The sequence below is a fragment of the Actinoallomurus iriomotensis genome, assembly GCF_030269445.1.
Classification (GTDB): domain Bacteria; phylum Actinomycetota; class Actinomycetes; order Streptosporangiales; family Streptosporangiaceae; genus Actinoallomurus; species Actinoallomurus iriomotensis.
On the sequence record NZ_BSTJ01000002.1, the window covers coordinates 875129 to 892539 of the forward strand.

Annotated in this window: 19 protein-coding genes; 12 read left to right on the forward strand and 7 right to left on the reverse strand. The window is 72.5% G+C overall.

The window, feature by feature from the left end; all coding sequences use genetic code 11:
* From QSK37_RS12665 to QSK37_RS12685, 5 genes are all read left to right on the forward strand, one after another.
* Window positions 1-1029, forward strand: coding sequence for an ABC transporter permease (locus QSK37_RS12665; protein ID WP_285620001.1), 1029 nt, complete (start codon window positions 1-3; stop codon window positions 1027-1029).
* Window positions 1026-1796 (forward strand): ATP-binding cassette domain-containing protein, encoded by a 771-nt coding sequence (locus QSK37_RS12670; RefSeq protein ID WP_285620003.1) that lies wholly within the window; start codon window positions 1026-1028, stop codon window positions 1794-1796. The genes QSK37_RS12665 and QSK37_RS12670 overlap by 4 nt, the downstream gene beginning before the upstream one ends.
* A 65-nt stretch (window positions 1797-1861) precedes the next feature.
* Entirely contained in the window at window positions 1862-2413 is a 552-nt protein-coding gene (locus tag QSK37_RS12675) for a carbohydrate kinase family protein (protein WP_285620005.1), read from the forward strand.
* Window positions 2400-3389: a carbohydrate kinase family protein gene (locus tag QSK37_RS12680; RefSeq protein ID WP_285620006.1), complete on the forward strand. Its 990-nt coding sequence runs from the start codon at window positions 2400-2402 to the stop codon at window positions 3387-3389. The genes QSK37_RS12675 and QSK37_RS12680 overlap by 14 nt, the downstream gene beginning before the upstream one ends.
* A gap of 99 nt (window positions 3390-3488) precedes the next feature.
* Window positions 3489-4253, forward strand: coding sequence for an aggregation-promoting factor C-terminal-like domain-containing protein (locus QSK37_RS12685; RefSeq protein WP_285566178.1), 765 nt, complete (start codon window positions 3489-3491; stop codon window positions 4251-4253).
* A gap of 35 nt (window positions 4254-4288) precedes the next feature.
* Here the strand turns inward: QSK37_RS12685 and QSK37_RS12690 are convergent, their stop codons facing one another.
* From QSK37_RS12690 to mscL, 4 genes are all read right to left on the reverse strand, one after another.
* The gene (locus QSK37_RS12690) at window positions 4289-5383 is read right to left on the reverse strand and encodes a polyprenyl synthetase family protein (protein WP_285620007.1); all 1095 of its coding nucleotides are present in this window, start codon (window positions 5381-5383) and stop codon (window positions 4289-4291) included.
* Between the two features lie 430 nt (window positions 5384-5813).
* Window positions 5814-6506: a hypothetical protein gene (locus QSK37_RS12695; protein ID WP_285620009.1), complete on the reverse strand. Its 693-nt coding sequence runs from the start codon at window positions 6504-6506 to the stop codon at window positions 5814-5816.
* Between the two features lie 59 nt (window positions 6507-6565).
* A complete protein-coding gene (locus QSK37_RS12700) occupies window positions 6566-6787 on the reverse strand; it encodes a hypothetical protein (protein WP_285620011.1) in 222 nt (73 codons plus the stop codon).
* Between the two features lie 150 nt (window positions 6788-6937).
* Window positions 6938-7366, reverse strand: a complete 429-nt coding sequence (gene mscL / locus QSK37_RS12705) for a large conductance mechanosensitive channel protein MscL (RefSeq protein WP_285620012.1) — start codon at window positions 7364-7366, stop codon at window positions 6938-6940.
* 133 nt (window positions 7367-7499) lie between these two features.
* Here mscL and QSK37_RS12710 point away from each other — a divergent pair, with 133 nt between their 5' ends.
* The 3 genes from QSK37_RS12710 to QSK37_RS12720 are packed head-to-tail and all read left to right on the forward strand — an operon-like array spanning window position 7500 to window position 9522.
* Entirely contained in the window at window positions 7500-7943 is a 444-nt protein-coding gene (locus tag QSK37_RS12710) for a TIGR03618 family F420-dependent PPOX class oxidoreductase (RefSeq protein ID WP_285620013.1), read from the forward strand.
* 48 nt (window positions 7944-7991) lie between these two features.
* The gene (locus QSK37_RS12715; RefSeq protein ID WP_285620014.1) at window positions 7992-8789 is read left to right on the forward strand and encodes a methyltransferase; all 798 of its coding nucleotides are present in this window, start codon (window positions 7992-7994) and stop codon (window positions 8787-8789) included.
* Window positions 8790-8832: 43 nt separating this feature from the next.
* Window positions 8833-9522, forward strand: a complete 690-nt coding sequence (locus QSK37_RS12720; RefSeq protein ID WP_285620015.1) for a hypothetical protein — start codon at window positions 8833-8835, stop codon at window positions 9520-9522.
* Window positions 9523-9532: 10 nt separating this feature from the next.
* On the opposite strand, the gene QSK37_RS12725 is transcribed toward QSK37_RS12720, so the two are convergent.
* Complete coding sequence (locus QSK37_RS12725) at window positions 9533-10483, reverse strand: SMP-30/gluconolactonase/LRE family protein (RefSeq protein ID WP_285620017.1); 951 nt, start codon at window positions 10481-10483, stop codon at window positions 9533-9535.
* Between the two features lie 102 nt (window positions 10484-10585).
* Between QSK37_RS12725 and QSK37_RS12730 the strand changes: the two genes are divergently transcribed.
* Entirely contained in the window at window positions 10586-11038 is a 453-nt protein-coding gene (locus tag QSK37_RS12730; RefSeq protein ID WP_285620018.1) for an Lrp/AsnC family transcriptional regulator, read from the forward strand.
* 13 nt (window positions 11039-11051) lie between these two features.
* Here QSK37_RS12730 and larC read toward each other — a convergent pair whose 3' ends face one another.
* Both larC and larB read right to left on the reverse strand, forming a co-directional pair.
* Window positions 11052-12260 (reverse strand): nickel pincer cofactor biosynthesis protein LarC, encoded by a 1209-nt coding sequence (larC, locus tag QSK37_RS12735; RefSeq protein ID WP_285620019.1) that lies wholly within the window; start codon window positions 12258-12260, stop codon window positions 11052-11054.
* On the reverse strand, window positions 12257-12949 hold the full coding sequence (gene larB / locus QSK37_RS12740) for a nickel pincer cofactor biosynthesis protein LarB (RefSeq protein ID WP_285620021.1): 693 nt from the start codon (window positions 12947-12949) through the stop codon (window positions 12257-12259). The genes larC and larB overlap by 4 nt, the downstream gene beginning before the upstream one ends.
* Window positions 12950-12976: 27 nt before the next feature.
* Between larB and larE the strand changes: the two genes are divergently transcribed.
* The 3 genes from larE to QSK37_RS12755 all read left to right on the forward strand — a co-directional run bounded on the left by larE (window position 12977) and on the right by QSK37_RS12755 (window position 17409).
* Window positions 12977-13810, forward strand: a complete 834-nt coding sequence (larE, locus tag QSK37_RS12745; protein ID WP_285620022.1) for an ATP-dependent sacrificial sulfur transferase LarE — start codon at window positions 12977-12979, stop codon at window positions 13808-13810.
* 120 nt (window positions 13811-13930) lie between these two features.
* Window positions 13931-16216 (forward strand): HAD-IB family hydrolase, encoded by a 2286-nt coding sequence (locus QSK37_RS12750; protein WP_285620024.1) that lies wholly within the window; start codon window positions 13931-13933, stop codon window positions 16214-16216.
* Window positions 16213-17409 (forward strand): zinc-dependent alcohol dehydrogenase, encoded by a 1197-nt coding sequence (locus QSK37_RS12755; protein WP_285620026.1) that lies wholly within the window; start codon window positions 16213-16215, stop codon window positions 17407-17409. Before QSK37_RS12750 ends, QSK37_RS12755 begins: the two co-directional genes overlap by 4 nt.
* Window positions 17410-17411 lie beyond the last annotated feature (2 nt).

Below are 17411 nucleotides of genomic sequence, written 5' to 3' on the forward strand. Positions count from 1 at the left end.
ATGCCGGAGACCACCAGCACCGAGCCGAGCGGTCCCGCCGTCGCGGACCGGGCCGGGCGGAGCCGTGACGCCGCCGCGGCGGTCGCCCGGTTCGCCGCGGTGCCGACCGTCGGCCCCCTCGCGGCACTCCTCCTCGCCTGCCTGTTCTTCTCGCTGAGCACCGACCGGTTCCTCACCGGCGGCAACCTCTCCCTCGTCGTGCAGCAGGTGATGGAGGTGGGCACGCTCGCCGTCGGTCAGACCGTCGTGATCCTGACCGCCGGCATCGACCTGTCCAACGGCGCCGTCATGGCGTTCGGCACGATCGTGATGACCCGCCTCGCGGTCGGCGGCGACGTGCCGGCGCCCCTCGCGATCGTCATCGGCGTCGTGGTCTGCGCGGCGTTCGGCGCGGTCAACGGAGGCCTGGTGACGATGGCGCGGCTGCCCTCCTTCATCGTCACGCTCGGCACCCTGAACATCGCCTTCGCCCTCACCCACATCTACTCCCACGAACAGACCGTGACGGGGCTGCCGAAGGCGCTGACCGCGCTCGGTGAGACGTTCCCGCTCGGCGACACCGACGTGACGTACGGGTCGGTGGTCATGCTCGTCCTGTTCGCCGTCGCCTGGTACGTGCTCCGGTTCACCGCCGCGGGCCGCCACGTGTACGCCGTCGGCGACAACCCGGAGGCGGCGCGGCTCACCGGCGTCTCCACCCGCCGGCTGCTGATCACCGTCTACACGGTCGCGGGCGCGGTGTACGGCCTGGCCGGGCTGCTCCTGGTCGGCCGTACGACGGTCGGCGACCCGCAGGCCGGCCAGACCGACAACCTCGACAGCATCACCGCGGTCGTGCTGGGCGGGGTGAGCCTGTTCGGCGGGCGCGGCAGCATCGTCGGCGTGCTGTTCGGCGCGCTCATCGTGGGCGTGATCCGCAACGGCCTGCAGCTGATGGGCGTCGCGTCGGTGTACCAGGTGTTGATCACCGGGATCCTGGTCATCCTCGCCGTCGGCGTCGACCGGCTCGCACGGAGGAGGCGTCAGTGAGCCCCATTCTGGAGGCCCACGGGCTGGTCAAGCGGTACGGGCACGTGACGGCACTGGACGGCGCGGACTTCGAGCTGCTGCCGGGCGAGATCCTCGCCGTCATCGGCGACAACGGCGCGGGCAAGTCCACCCTGATCAAGGCGCTCTCCGGCGCGCTCGTCCCGGACGAGGGACGGATCCTGCTCGACGGGCGCCCGGTGCACTTCCACAGCCCGGCCGACGCGCGGCGCGCGGGCATCGAGACCGTCTACCAGGATCTCGCGGTCGCGCCGGCGCTGGACATCGCCGCGAACCTGTTCCTCGGACGCGAGGTACGGCGCAAGGGCGTGCTCGGGAAGGTCTTCCGCCTGCTGGACACCCGGCGGATGCAGTCCGAGGCCGACGCGCACATGCGGGACCTGAAAATCGGGATCGGCTCGATGAGCCAGGCGGTGGAGACACTGTCCGGCGGCCAGCGGCAGGGCGTCGCGGTCGCCCGCAGCGCGGCGTTCGCCCGCCACGTCGTCATCATGGACGAGCCGACCGCCGCGCTCGGCGTCAAGGAGTCCGGCATGGTGGTCGACCTGATCCGTGAGGTACGAGAACGCGGGCTACCGGTCATACTGATCAGTCACGACATCCCGACCGTGTTCGACGTCGCCGACCGCATCCACATCCAGCGCCTGGGCCGGCGCGTGGCCGTCGTGGGACCCGGGGACGTCGACATGGCCGAAGCCGTGGCGATCATGACGGGAGCCGCGCCCGGCAACACCACGCGCCGCGACTGAGCGACCGCACGTCGCCCGTCGGGCAGGGGTCGGCGATGGTCGCCGCGAGCAGAAGGAGGGGTTCGTTGCCGCCCGACGAGACGTCGGCACGCCGACACCAGGTGCCCGGCGAACATCGCCGTACCGGGCGGATGACACCGACGCGCCGGCGCCAGGTCGTGGCGATGGCCGGGGAGGCCGTCGCCGACCTGGTCGCCGAGCAGCCAGGAGGCGCCTACGTCGCCGTGCCGGGCGAAGTCCCGGCGAACATCGCCGTGCCGGGCGAAGTCCCGGCGAACATCCCCATATCAAACGGCAGCCCGGCGAACATCGCCTTGCCTGGCGGCAGCCCGGCGAATGTCGCCTTGCCTGGCGGAAGCCCGGCGAATGTCGCCTTGCCTGGCGGAAACGCGGCGGACATCGCCGTCGGGTCGGCGCGGCCCGGCACGCCGACCCGGATGGTGGCCCGGATCGGCGCCGGCCCCCTCGGCCGAACACTCCGCGACCACCTCACCGCCAACGCCATCGGCGCCGAGACCGTCGTGACCGCACCCTCGTCGCCGGCCCGCATGCACCACGACGCGGACGGCCTGCGAACCGACCGCGAACACCAGGAGGGAATCCGTGCCGTCCGATGAGACGCCGGCGCGCCGGCGCCAGGTCGTGGCGGTGGCCGGGGAGGCCGTCGCCGACCTGGTCGCCGACCAGCCGGCCGGCGCCTACGTCGCCGTGCCGGGCGGAAGCCCGGCCAACGTCGCCGTAGGCCTGACGCGGCTCGGCACGCCGACCCGGATGGTGGCCCGGATCGGCGCCGATCCCCTCGGCCGAACACTCCGCGACCACCTCACCGCCAACGGCGTCGGCACCGAGACCGTCGTCACCGCGCATGAGCCCTCGTCGCTGGCCCTCGTTCATCACGACGCGGACGGGGTGCCCTCGTTCGACCTGCGGATCCAGGGCACCGCGGACTGGCAGTGGACCGAGGAGGAGGCGGCCGGGCTGCGGCTCGGCGACCTGGCCGCGCTGCACGTCGGGTCGCTGGCGCTCGTGATGCCGCCGGGCGCGGACGTGCTGGCCGCGCTGGCCCGCCGGATGCGCTCGGTGGCGACGATCAGTTACGACCCCAACTGCCGGCCGGCGGTGATCGAGGGCGTCCCGGACGCCCGGGTCCGGGTCGAGGCGCTGCTGCGGCTCGCGGATGTGGTCAAGCTGAGCGACGCCGACCTCGACTGGCTGCGTCCGGGCTGCGGGCCCGAGGAGCTCACCGAGGAACTTCTGTCGGCCGGGGTGAGCGTGGTCGCCGTGACGTACGGCGCGCGTGGCTCGATCGTCGCCGGGCGGCGGTGTCCCCCGCGCCGGGTGCCGGCCTACCGCGTGGACGTGGTCGACACGGTGGGCGCCGGCGACTCGTACATGAGCGCGGTCCTGGCCGGGCTCGGCCGTCGCGGGCTGCTCGGCGCCGGCCGACGGGACGCGCTCGCGGCGCTCGACGCCCCGGACCTGGTCGCGGTGTTCGACGAGGCGGCGCGCGCGGCCGCGCTGACCTGCTCGCGGCGGGGCGCCGACCCGCCGACCCGGGCCGAACTCGACGCGTTCCACCCCACGTCCGGCTGACTCCGGCGAGGCCGTTCGTCCCGGCACGGATGAGATCTGTGCCCCAACTACACGGACAAACGACCATAGAAGCGTTTAGATGGTGCAAGCTATGGTGCTATGCAACATCGGCACCAGGAGACGCGGCGACCCCCGCGCGCCTACGACTTGGATGAACTCACCGGTTCATACGACTCAGAGCGCGACCCCTACGCCGGAGACTTCGCGGAGCCCAAGGGCGTACGCGCTCTTCGTCTGGTCAAGCGGGCGGCCACGAGCACTGTCGTGATCATGACGCTCGTCATCGTGATCGTCTTCGTCATCGTGGCCAAGACCAACTTCGGCAAGGGCAAGCCGCCGCCCGGTGCGGCCGACATCTCCACCAACGAGATGCTGAAGGAGCTGTCGGGGTACCAGATGGACCCCGTCGTCGCCGGCGCCGAGGCCCAGGCCAAGCGCCGCGCGTACGAGAAGGCGGTCGCGGCGGAGAAGGCGGCGAAGAAGAAGGCGGCCGCCCGCGCCAAGGCGCTCAAGGAGAAGCGCGAGTGGGAGGCGCTCAAGAAGCGGATGAGCAACAACCCGAGCGCGGCCGAGAACCAGGCGTACGCCAAGAAGATGAACGCGCTCAAGGGCTGGGGCGGCTGCTGGGGTTCCCTGCTGACGATGTGGAACCACGAGAGCGGCTGGAACGAGCACGCCACCAACCCCGGCAGCGGCGCGTACGGGATCCCGCAGGCCCTGCCGGGCTCGAAGATGGCCTCGGCCGGAGCCGACTGGCGCAACAACGCGATGACCCAGATCGCCTGGGGGCTCGCCTACGTCGGCTCCCGCTACGGGGACCCCTGCAAGGCCTGGGGCTTCTGGCAGGCGCACCACTGGTACTGAGCCGCCCGCCCGTGGCGGGCACGGGACGGGACGTCTCAGCTTCCCCGGCCCGCCAGGGCGGCCGCCAGGTCGGTCAGCATCGCGACCCGCTCCGCTCCGACCTCACCGGCCGCGCCGGAGAGCGCGGCGACCGCCCGGTCGGTGCGCCGTTCGGCCGCGCGGCGCGCGGCGGCCATGCCGCCGCTGTTCCGTACGATGTCGGCCGCCTCGCGTACGGCGTCCGGGTCGGGGGCGTCGGGCCGGGCGCGGGCGAGGACGCCGGCGAGCTCCGGTCGCTCCCGCAGCGCGCACAGGACCGGCAGCGTGTAGACGCCCTCGGCGATGTCGTGGCCGGCCGGCTTGCCCATCACGCCCGAGGTCGCGGTGAGGTCGAGCAGGTCGTCGACGATCTGGAACGCCATGCCGACCTGCAGGCCGTACTCGGCCAGGGCGGCGGTCGCCTCCTCGCCGAGGCCGCCGGCCATCGCGCCCAGCCGGCAGGAGGTCGCGAACAGCGCCGCGGTCTTGCCCTCGATCGCCGCGTAGTAGTCGTTCTCCGACCGCGCGGGGTCGAACAGCGCAGCGGACTCGCGCGCCTGGCCGTCGCACAGCCGGATGAACGTCCCGGCCGCCAGCGCGCCCTCGGTGCCGCCCAGCTCGCACGCGACGGCCAGGGCGCGGCCCAGCAGATAGTCGCCGGCGAGTACCGCGCGCACGTTGCCCATGCGGGCGTTGGCGCTGGTGACGCCGTGCCGCTGGGCCGCCTCGTCCATGACGTCGTCGTGCACGAGGCTCGCCAGGTGCAGCAGCTCGACGACGACGCCCGAGGCGACGGAGCGTTCCCGCTCCCCCGAACCGGCGTACGCGGCGGCGAGCACCAGCAGCGGGCGGAGCCGCTTGCCGCCCGCGAGGATCTCGGCCACGGCCTCGCCGATGATCGGCACGTCCCCGGCGACGGCGCGCGCGACGCCCCCCACGCACTCCTCCAGGTCGGCGGCCAGACGCCGCTCGCCGGCGAAGTCCGCGACGACGCGGTGCGGCGCGGCGGTGAGCAGCCCGCCGGTGCGACGGCGGGCGGCCGCGCGACCTGAGGGGTCCGGGGGTGCGGCGACCGCCGACGAGCGTCGCAACGCGTCCGGTGACGTTCCCAACAGGACCTCCCGCGAGTGGGGGACGGGCAGCTCTCGTTGACAACACTATTCAGGAATCCGCCATTGATCGGATTGTGCGAAGTTTTTCGAGAGAACCTCAACCCTGAAGACCAGCTGAGGTCACGGAGGTTCCGGCATGACCGGAAATATGTTATGGTCGCGCGCGATGTTGCACTTAATCGGCACTTGACGGTGATTAAATAGCGATCGCCAATCATGGCGCTGACGTGCGTTTTCTCGCCATTGATGATCTTCGGCCGACGTCCGGGCGCCGGGAAGCACGCCGCCGCCACCCCCGTTACGGGCCCGGCGGCCAGCATCGGCTCCGGACATTGTCATCCGCTTATGGAATCGAACCCGTGCGCGATATTTCCTGGCAGCACCGGAGGCGGAAGGGTTCGTTTTCCCTCGCGCGCGATCGCGTCCAGGCTCAGCTCGCGGGGAGCTTGGACGCGACCGACCGTACGAGCTCGGGCAGCACGGTGTTCACCCAGTAGGCGTGCGCGTCGGTCCGTTTCGGCTGGCCGGCGAAGCTGCCGATGAAGAGCGTCGGCCCGGCCCCGACCGAGAAGGCGATGTGGGGCATGCGGCAGTAGTAGTCGGTGCCGGCGTGCACGCACTCGCGCGCGCCGAGCCCCCCGGGCACGCGTGGCCGGCCCTGGGCCAGCGTGTCGTAGTTGTCCTTGACCGTGTCGGTGTCGCCGACGGCGACGTCCTCGACGCGTACGAGGTCGGGCTGGGAGCGCGGCCTCTTCTCGTCGCCGGCGACCCAGAACCGCGTCTCGCAGGCGGTGCCGGGGGCGTCACGGTCGTCGTCTCCGGCGCCCTCGCCGAGGTTGGTGACGCGGATCTGCTGCTCGCGCGGGGTCTGCTCGACCTTGGTGACCTGCGGCAGCACCGCCCTGAGGTCATCGGCGGTCAGCAGCTCACATGCCTTCGGCCAGCTGTCGAACCGCGTCAGGCCGTCGGCCTCGGCCGGGGCCAGCTTCAGCGTCGAGGCCGCGATCCGCGGCGTGCCGACCCGTATCGGCGGCGTCGTCCGCGCGTGGTGCCCGCACGACGCGGCCGTCAGCCCCCCGGCGACCAGCGCGGCGGCCGCCGCCCGTCCTCGTGTTCGCGCCATGACACCGCGACCCTAACCGGCCCGGCGACGCCTCGCGCCGGCAGCCGTGCGTCACCGGGTCAGCCGCAGGCCAGCAGCGGCGGGCCGGAGTCGTCCTGCTGCTCCGGCGTCTCCTCGCCGAGGGCGCGCTGGGCCTGAAGCTCGCGCAGGGCCTTCAGCAGCGGAGCGTCGGCCTCCTCACGCCCGCCGACGTACTGGATGGCCTCGGCCAGTTCTTCACTCGTGAGCTGTGAGAGCGGCTTTCCGCCGGCCTTCCACAGTGGGCTGACGCCCTCATTCATTTGTCCCAACACCTCTTCCCCCCGGGCCCGGCCGGCCCCTACGGGGCGTCGGCCGGGTAACAGAGCATGGCAAGTTCACCTTTGACGTGAACGTCAGCCGCGCGGTTTCAATGCCGAATCGTGATCGATACTTCCCGGCACGATCGGTTTTTAACGCGGAGCGGGCACCGTCTGCGCCGGACCGGTCGCGGCGATCTCCGCGGTGCACTCCGGGCAGCGCCGCGCCCTGATCGGGATGCTGCGCGTGCACTCCGGGCACTCGCGCTCGGTGGCCTCCACGTCGCGCTCGAACAGCCGGAGCAGGCGGGCGACGGGCAGCACGATCACGAAGTACACGACCGCCGCGGAGATCAGGAAGGAGATCGCCACGGTGAGGAACGCACCGTACTTGAACGAGGTCTTGCCGACGTGGAGCACGAGGCTGTCGAAGTTGGGCTGGCCCCCGACCAGCGCGAGGAGCGGGTTGATGAACGAGTCGACGAACTGCTTGACCAGGCTGCTGAACTGCGTCCCGATCACCACCGCTACGGCGAGGTCGACGAGGTTCCCACGCAGGATGAACTTCCGGAAGCCACTCATGACCCTTCGCTTGCCCTCCGCACTGATTCCATGCCTGATCCACCCGCCGATCACTCATACCGGTGGGTTCGCCGCACCACCGTAGCGGCGCGGCGGCCGGAACAGAGCCGACATCGTCGGTTACGGTCCGATGATGACCGATATCACTGACTTCCGCGGGCTGGTCGCCGCGGACCACGGCCTGGTGGTCGTCTCGACGCTCCGGGCCGACGGCAGCGTGCAGTCGACCGTGGTCAACGCCGGCGTGCTCCCGCATCCGGTGGGCGGCCACGAGGTCGTCGCCTTCGTCATACGCGGAGGCACGCGGAAACTCGCCAACCTCCGCGAGCGCCCGCGCGCCACCGTCACGATCCGGGCCGGATGGCAGTGGGTCACCGCGGAGGGGCCGGTCGAGCTCGCCGGGCCCGCCGACCCGCTCCCCGGTCTCGGCCCGGAAGACCTCCGGTGGCTGCTGAGAGACGTGTTCACCGCCGCGGGCGGCGAACACGACGACTGGGCCGACTACGACCGCGCCATGGCGTCGGAAGGCCGTACCGCCGTCCTCCTCACTCCGGACCGGGTCTACTCCAACCCGTGACGGCCGCCGCGGGTGTCCGCCTTGATGGGGGCGGGCATCATCGTGTCCATGGCGGATGAGGACGGCTACCTGCTCGCCAACGCGCGGGCGGAGGCCGGGACGCGGTTCGAGGCGCTGTCGGCGATATTCGACCCGCCGACGTTCCGGCGGATCGACGCGCTGGGGATCGCGGCCGGGTGGCGGTGCTGGGAGGTGGGGGCCGGAGGGGCGTCCGTCCCGAGGGGGCTCGCCGACCGCGTCGGCCCCACCGGACGGGTCCTGGCGACCGACATCGACGTCCGCTGGGCGCGTGCGGCCGCGAGCGAGGTGGTCGAGGTGCGCCGGCACGACGTCGCCCGCGACGACCCGCCGGACGAGGGGTTCGACCTGGTGCACGCGCGTCTGGTGCTGGTGCACGTCGCCGACCGCGAGCGGGCCCTCCGCTCGATGGTCGCCGCCCTGCGGCCCGGCGGCCGGATCCTCCTGGAGGACGCCGACCCCGCTCTGCAGCCGCTCGCCTCCCCGTACGAACACGGGCCGCGCGAACGGCTGGCCAACCGGATCCGCACCGGGTTCCGCGCGATGCTGGCCGAACGCGGCGCCGACCTCGCGTACGGGCGGCGGCTCCCCGCGTCGCTCCGGGCGGCCGGGCTGACCGGCGTCGCGGCCGAGGCGCACTTCCCGATCGCCTCCCCCGCCTGCGACCTGCTGGAGACGGCGACCGTCGCCCACATCCGCGACGGGCTGGTCGCCGGCGGTCACGCGACCGAGGAGGAGATCGAGCGCCACCTGGCCAACGTGGCGGCCGGCGGAATGGACCTGGCGACCGCGCCGATGGTCGCGGCCTGGGGACGCCGCCCGGAGTGAACCGCACGAGGCCCCCGGCCGTCTCACTGATGGGGCGGCCGACATGACAGGGGGGCCGGTGCAGTTCATCGAGTCGAGCATCGTCGGGCTGCGGTCGGCGGTCATCACGCTGACGTGCCGTACGAGCCCGCTGCGGTTCGTGCTCTTCCCCATGGTCCACGTGGGAGAGCCCTCGTTCTACGCCGAGGTCACGGCGCGTGTGCGCGAGTGCGCGATCATCGTCGCCGAGGGGGCACCGGCCGGCACCGCACCGGTGCAGGAGCGGATGTCACGGCTGCGCCTCGACCGCCTCGTCGACCAGAACAACGCGCTGGACCTCGGGTCGCTGGGGATCCCGGTCTTCTGGGAGGCCGTGCCGCCTCCCCCACGGACGCACGCCGAGCGGATCCGGAACACGGCCGAGGACGCCTTCGGCGCGGTCGCGCTGCGCCTCCTGGGGCGGTACGGCGACCCGCTCAGCCTGCCGAGCCGCGACCAGGCCGAGTCGTACGACGAGCGCTGGGTGGAGGGACGTACGGCGCGGTGGTTCCGGGACCGCGTCGTCGACCGGCGGGACGACGCGCTCAACCACCGCCTGTCAGCGCTCTACCAGGAGCATCGCGAGCGGCCGATCGCGGTGGCGGTGGTGTACGGGGCCGCGCACATGCCGGCCGTCGTCGAACACCTGCGGGCGGAGTTCGACTACTCCGTCAAGGGGGCGGAGTGGCTCATGGTCGCCGCCGCCCCGAGCTGACCGGACCCGCTCAGCCCTCCGGGTCCGGCCAGCGCCTGCGTCCCGGTCCGGTCGGGTGCGTGCCCGTGACGCCCATGACCACCGAGTAGAGGCTGGTCCGCGCGGTGATGAACAGGCGGTTGCGCTTGGCTCCGCCCCAGGCGATGTTGGCGACCCTCTCGGGGACGTTCAGCCGTCCGAGCAGGGTGCCGTCGGGGTCGTAGCAGTGCACTCCGTCGTCCATCGCGGCCGCCCAGAGCCGGCCGGCGTCGTCGAAACGAAGGTTGTCGAAGCGAGCCGTCCCCCGGGCTTCGGCGAAGGTCCGGTCGGTCGACAGCGTGCCGTCATCGCGGACGTCGAAGACCCGGATGCGGCCCGCCCGGGTGTCGGATACGAAGAGCCGCCGCTCGTCGGGCGAGAAGACGAGGCCGTTCGGGGCGCCGAAGCAGTCGGCGACCAGTCGCACTTCGCCGGTGGCGGGATCGACGCGGTAGACGTTGTTGGAGCCGATCTCGCTCGGCGCGCGATGGCCCTCGTAGTCGCTGGTGATGCCGAAGTCCGGGTCGGAGAACCAGATCGAGCCGTCGGACTTGACCGCCGCGTCGTTCGGGCTGTTCAGGCGCTTGCCCTGCCAGCGCTCGGCCAGCACCGTGACCGTGCCGTCGTGCTCGGTCCGGGTGACCCGGCGGTTGCCCTGCTCGCAGGTGACCAGCCGGCCCTGGCGGTCGAGGGTGTTGCCGTTGGTGTGCCCGGCGGTGTGGCGGAAGACACTGACGGCGCCGGTCTCCTCATCCCAACACAGCATCCGGTCATTGGGAATGTCACTCCAGATCACCTGCCGCCAGGCGGGCAGGTAGATCGGTCCCTCGGCCCAGCGGCAGCCGGTGTACAGGACCTCCAGACCACCGTCACCGGACATGCACCGGCCGGTACGGAACCGGTCGTCGAACATCTCGTACAGCGCGGGGCGCTCGCCGGTCATAGGGGTCCTCTCCATCCAGGCATCCGCCGAATCAACTTCGGCACATCTGGAAGATAACAGGATGAGATATGGTCACCGCAAGACAGATCTGAATGGAGTGCCGTGGATCGGATCGATCGTGCCCTGCTGGCGCATCTCCAGCAGGACGCCACCCAGTCCTATGCCGCGCTGGGCCAGGCCGTGGGCCTGTCCGCCGGAGCGGCGCACGAACGCGTGCGGAAGCTACGGGAGCGCGGCGTGATCCGGCACACCACCGTCGACGTCGACCCGGTGGCAGTGGGCAACGCCGTCCTGGCCTACGTGATGATCGACTCGGTCTCGTGGATGGGCGATTCGGCGCAGGACTTCGCCGCGATCCCGGAGATCCTGGAGGCGCACGTCATCGCCGGGAGCGCATCGGTGCTGGTGAAAGTCAGGACCGCGACCACCGAGCAACTACAGGACGTGCTGCGCCGGATCTACGCGATCAACGGAGTCAGCGGGACGCAGGCCACGGTGGTGCTGGAGACGCTCGTCGAGCGGCCGGTCTCCCCGCACGGTCCCGATCAGGGATGATCTCGCGCCGTTCTCAGCTCTCGGACGCCAGGGTCCGTGCCTCGTTCAGCACCTCGTGCACCGGGCGGCCCGAGGCGAGCGCCGCCGCGCGGGCCTCGTCGTACTCCGGCTGGGCGGTCACCACACGGCCGCCGAGCAGTCCGCGTTTGACGCCCACGACGGCGCCGCCGACGTCCACCTCGACGCGGTCACGGCGCAGCGAGCGTCGTTCGACCGAGGACACCCGCACGCCGAGGCTCGTCGTCCGTTCGAACACCACGCGGCACACCGCGTCGAGGCGCGACGGCTCGACCAGGACGCTGAGTACCTGACCCGGCCGTCCCTTCCGCATCAGCGCCGGTGAGCACCAGGCGTCCGCCGCCCCGGCCGCGCGGAGTTCGTCCAGCACGTCCGGCCACAGCCGCGGGTCCAGGTCGTCGATGGTGCTGTCCACGCGGTGCAGCTCCGCCGACGCCCAGTCCGCGGACGAGGACGAGGACGAGGACGAGGACGACGCGGATCCCACGACGACGCGCACGACGTTGGGATGCCCCTCGGGGTCGGCGGTGCCGGCGCCCGTGCCGACCGCGGTGGGCGTGCAGTCGGGCATCGGGCCCCAGCCGGTGGCGAGCGTCGCGAGCAGCGCCGCGCCCGTCGGCGTGCACAGCTCCATGCTCGCCGGATGCGACCGCAGCGGCGCGCCGGCCTCCGTCAGCAGCTCCAGCACGGCGGGCACCGGGACGGGCAGCGGCCCGTGCGCGGCCCGTACGACGCCGGACCCGGCCGCCACCGGCGACACGACGCGTACCGGCGCGTCGAGCAGGTCCAGGCTGTGCAGCGCGAGCGCGCAGCCGGTGACGTCGGCGATCGCGTCCAGCGCGCCGACCTCGTGGAAGTGGATCCGCGAGACGTCCACGCCGTGCACCCGCGCCTCGGCGCGGGCCAGCCGTTCGAAGACCGCCAGCGCGAACGCGCGCACCTCCTCCGGCAGCTCGGCCGCCGACAGCACCGCGGTGACGTCCGCCAGGTTCCGTGACACGTCGTCCGGCGGCACGCGCACGTCGGCGTGCAGGGCGCGCAGGCCGTGCCGCCGCACCGGCGCGGCCTCGACCTCGAGCGGGCCCACGGCGAGACCGCGCAGGCCGGAGCGTACGGCCTCGAGGTCGGCGCCGGCGTCGAGCAGCGCCGCGAGCAGCATGTCACCGGCCGCGCCGTTGCCCGCGTCGACCCAGAGCGCCCTCACCCTGCGGTCCTGGCGGTCCGGCGCGCGATCCGGGCGGCGGCCACTCCGGCGCCGAACCCGTTGTCGACGTTGACCGAGACGACACCGGGCGCGCAGCTGTTGACGGTGGCGAGCCAGGCGGTGACGCCCTCGAGGTTCCAGCCGTAGCCGACGCTGGTCGGCACGGCGATCAGCGGCACGCCGACCAGGCCGCCGAGCACCGACGGCAGGGCGGCCTCCATCCCGGCCACGGCGACGACGACGTCGGCCTCGTCGATCCGGTCGCGCTGGGCGAGCAGCCGGTGGATGCCAGCGACGCCGACGTCCACGATCTCGTCGGGCTCGGCGCCGAACACGGCGATGGTCGTGGCGCACTCGCGGACCACCGGCAGGTCCGACGTGCCGGCGGCGACCACCGCGACCCGGCCCCGCGTCTCGGTGCGGCCGAGCACGGCCGTGCGGCCGACCGGATCCAGCACGGCGTCCGGCAGGTGCTCGGCGCACGCGGCGAGCGCGTCCTCGGACAACCGTGTCGCGAGGATGGCGCGGTCCGGATGCGCCTCGTGCAGGGCGCGCAGCGCGGCGACGATCTGCCCGGGCGTCTTGCCCTGCCCGAACACCACCTCCGGGTCGCCGGTGCGTGCGGCGCGTGCGGTGTCAAGACGTGCGAAGCCCAGGTCGGTGACTCCGTCAGGCTGAGATACCGTCATCGGAGTCCCTCGACTGATAGGTGTTGCATGGTGGACGTTGCGGTCCTCTCCCAGGATCTGCTGGCCGAGATGGCAGGCTACGGCAGAACTCTCGTCGCGTTCTCCGGTGGTGTGGACTCCAGTGTCGTCCTCGCCGCGGCGGTACGCGCGCTCGGCGCCGAACAGGTGGCCGCGGTCACCGCGGTCTCGCCGTCGCTGCCGGCCGCCGAACTCGACGCGGCACGGGAGTTCTGCGCCGGTCTCGGCGTGACGCACCACACGCCCGCCACCAACGAGATGGACGTGCCCGGCTACCGCGAGAACGGTCCGCGGCGCTGCTACTTCTGCAAGAGCGTCCTGCTCGACACCGCGAACGCGCTCGCCGCAGACCTCGGCTTCGAGACGATCACCACCGGCACGAACGCCTCGGACATCGCCGCCGGGTTCCGGCCCGGCATCGGCGCGGCGGCCGAGCGCGGCGCGCGCACGCCGCTCGCCGACGCGGGGCTCGACAAGGCGGCGGTACGCGCCGTCGCGCGCCACTGGGGGCTGCCCGTCTGGGACAAACCGGCCGCGGCCTGCATGGCGAGCCGCGTCGCGTACGGGATTTCGGTCACACCCGCCCGGCTGGCGCGCATCGAGCGGGCCGAGTCGGCGGTCCGCGGCGTCCTGGGCGGCGCCGTGCGCGACCTGCGGGTCCGCGACCTCGGCGACGCCGTGCGCCTCGAAGTCGACTCTGAGCTGGTCGAACGCGCCCGCGAGGACCACGCGGTCGGCGTCGCGATCCGCGACGCGGGGTTCGCCTCGGCACCCATCAGCGTGGAGATTTTTCGCTCCGGATCCATGAACGACGTGTTGGTGGATTCGGATACTGGAGAATGAACGAGACCTGAATTCGGTCGGACCCTCCCGGCCGTTGGTCGCCGGACTTCCAGCCGTTAGTCTTGCCCGGTACAGCTCGCGACGGGACGGCTCATGCCCACGATCGGAGAAAGCCAGCGGATGACGCCAGACCGACATGAGTTTCACCGTCTCGGCAGCTCACATGTACTTCTCACCGGCGCCACCGGCTTCCTCGGACAGGCGACGCTCGAGAAACTCCTGTCCTCTCACCCGGAGACCCGCGTCTCGGTGCTGATCCGGCCCCGGCCGAACCAGCCGGCGCAGCGCCGCTTCGACGGCCTGCTCCGCAAGCCCGTCTTCCGCCGGCTGCGCGAGCAACTCGGCGAGGAGGAGCTGCGCCGCATCGCCGCCGAGCGCGTCACCGTGATCGAGGGCGACCTGGGTGAGGTGACGCTGCCGGGCGACATCGACGTGGTGGTGCACGGCGCGTCGACGGTCTCCTTCGACCCGCCCATCGACGAGGCGTTCCGCACGAACGTCTCCGGCGTGGTCACCCTCTACGAGGCGCTGCAACGGGCCGGCGCCGACCCGCACGTGGTGCACGTGTCCACCGCGTACGTCGCGGGCGTGCGCAAGGGCGTGGTGCCGGAGGACCGGCTCGACCACACGGTCGACTGGCGCACGGAGCTGGAGGGCGCGCTGGCCACCCGCGCCGACGTCGAACGCGACTCGCGCCGCCCGGAGGTGTTGCGCAAGTCCGTGTCGCGGGCGCAGGGCGAGCACCGCAAGGCGGGCCCGCAGTCGGTCGTCGCCGCCGCCGAGGAGGCGCGGCAGGCGTGGGTTACCGACCGTCTGGTCGACTACGGCCGCGCCCGCGCGCAGAGCCTCGGCTGGCCGGACGTCTACACCTTCACCAAGGCCCTGGGCGAGCGCGCGGCCGAGGAGATGTGGGGCGAGCGCCGTCTGTCGATCGTCCGCCCGGCGATCGTGGAGAGCTCGCTGCGGCACCCGCACCCGGGCTGGATCGACGGCTACAAGATGGCCGACCCGCTGATCATCGCGTACGGGCGCGGCATCCTGCCGGAGTTCCCCGGCCTGCCCGACAGCGTCGTCGACATCATCCCGGTCGACCACGTCGTCAACGCCACGCTCGCGGTCGCCGCGGCGCCGCCCGAGCGCGGCACGCCCGCCTACTTCCACGTCGGGTCCGGCTCGCGCAACCCGCTGTCCTTCCGCGGCCTGTACGAGAACGTCCGCGACTACTTCCGCAAGCACCCGATGCCGGCCGGCGAGCGCGGTCACATCCGGGTGCCGCAGTGGCGGTTCCCCGGCAGCCGGCAGGTCGAGATGATGCTCAGCGGCAGCGAGCGCGCCACCGCGGTGGCCGAGCGCGCGCTGCTGCGGCTGCCGGCCTCGGGCAAGACCCGCGAGTGGATGACCGCGGTGCACCGGCAGCAGACCAACCTCGACTTCCTGCGCCGCTACGCCGACCTCTACCAGGCCTACACCCAGGCGGAGGTCATCTACGACGACAGCCGCACACACGCGCTGCACCGCACGATCCCGCCGGAGCTGGTGGACGAGTTCGGCTTCGACCCGTCGGTCATCGACTGGGGGCACTACCTCCAGGAGGTGCACTCCCCCAGTGTGACCGAGCTGATGCGCGGCTTCTCGCGCGGACGCGGCGGCAGCCGCCGTACGGCCGCGCCCGCGCTGCCCGAGCGCACCGACATCGCCGCCGTGTTCGACCTCGAGGGCACGATCGTCGCCTCGAACCTCATCGAGTCCTACCTGTGGGCCCGGCTGTCGTCGCTGCCGCGGTCGCAGTGGAGCGGTGAGCTGGCCGACCTGGCCCGTTCGCTCCCCCGCTACCTGCGGGCCGAGCGCCGCGACCGGGGCGACTTCGTCCGCGCGTTCCTGCGCCGCTACGAGGGCGCCGACATGGCCGGGCTGCGTGACCTGGTCGACGACACGCTCGGCGACGCGCTGCTCCAGCGGGTCATGCCCGAGGCCGTGCGCCGGATCCGCGCGCACCGCGCCGCCGGGCACAAGACGATCCTGATCACCGGCACGGTCGACGTGTTCGTCCGGCCGCTCGCCGGCCTGTTCGACGAGGTCGTGGCCAGCCGGATGCACACCCGCGACGGCGTGCTCACCGGTTACCTCGACTCGCCGCCGCTCGTGGACGAGGCCCGCGCCGCCTGGCTGCGCCGGCACGCCGCCGACACCGGCATCGACCTCGACGGCTCCTACGCCTACGCGGACAGCTACTCCGACCGGCCGCTCCTGGAGGCGGTCGGCAACCCGGGTGCGGTCAACCCCGACCCGTCGCTGTACCGCCACGCCAAACGCAAGCACTGGCGCATCTACGAATGGGGCGCCCATACCCGTGGACGCGGAGATGTTCTGCTCGACACCATCACCGGGACGGTGAGCGCCCGATGATCCTCGCGCTCGAGTACCACCGCTCGCCGGCCCGCTTCATGGCGGCGCGCGGGCTCACGGCGACCCGCGCCGGCGGCAAGATGAGCGGCATGATCGCCGGCAACGTGTCGCCGATGCGCCTCGTCAACCGGCATGCGCCCGAGCTGCCCGGCGAGGGCTGGACGCGCGTGACGCCCCGGCTGTCCGGCATCTGCGGCTCCGACCTCGGGATGCTGACCGGGCGGTCCTCTCCGTACCTGTCGCCGATGACCTCGATGCCGTTCGTTCCCGGTCACGAGGTCGTCGGTGAGACGCAGGACGACGTGCCCGGCGTGCCGAAGGGCTCCCGGGTGGTGATCGACCCGGTGCTCTCCTGCGCCGCGCGCGGCACCACCGAGTGCCGCTGGTGCGCCTCGGGCCAGCAGAGCCGCTGCGACCACATCACGACGGGCCGGATCTCCGCCGGGCTGCAGACCGGGTTCTGCGCCGACACCGGCGGCGGCTGGAGCCGGCAGTTCGTCGCGCACGTCAGCCAGCTGCACGTCGTGCCCGACGCGCTGTCGGACGAACGCGCCGTCCTGGCCGAGCCGCTCGCCTGCGCGGTGCACTCGGTACGCCGCGTGAAGGTCGCGTCCGGGTCCACCGCCGTCATCATCGGCGCGGGCACGGTCGGCCTGCTCACGCTGCTCGCGCTGCGCCAGCTCACCGACGTCGGCGCGGTGTACGTCGTCGCCAAGCACGGCCACCAGCAGGAGAAGGCGAAGGCGCTCGGCGCCACCGCCATCATCGAGCCCCGCAAGGCCGTACGCGCGCTGCGGCGCGTCACCACCGCCCGGATGCACTCGCCCGAGCGCGGCGATGACTTCCTCCTCGGCGGCGTCGACCTGGCCTTCGAGTGCACCGGCGGCGCCGGCGGCCTCGACACCGCGCTCCGGCTGGTCCAGGCCGGGGGTACCGTCGTCGTGTCCGGCATGCCGTCGGGCAACGTCGACCTGACCCCGCTGTGGTACCGCGAGCTGCAGCTCGTCGGGGCGTACGCCTCCGGCGCCGACGGGGCCGACTTCGCCGACGCCATCCGGCTCGCCGAGTCCGCGCCCCTCGACGGCTACGTCGGCACGACCTACCCCCTCGCCCGCTGGCGCGAGGCCCTGACCCACGCGGCGGACGCGGGGCGTCTCGGAACTGTCAAAGTCGCCTTTGATCCGGCCCGTTAGGA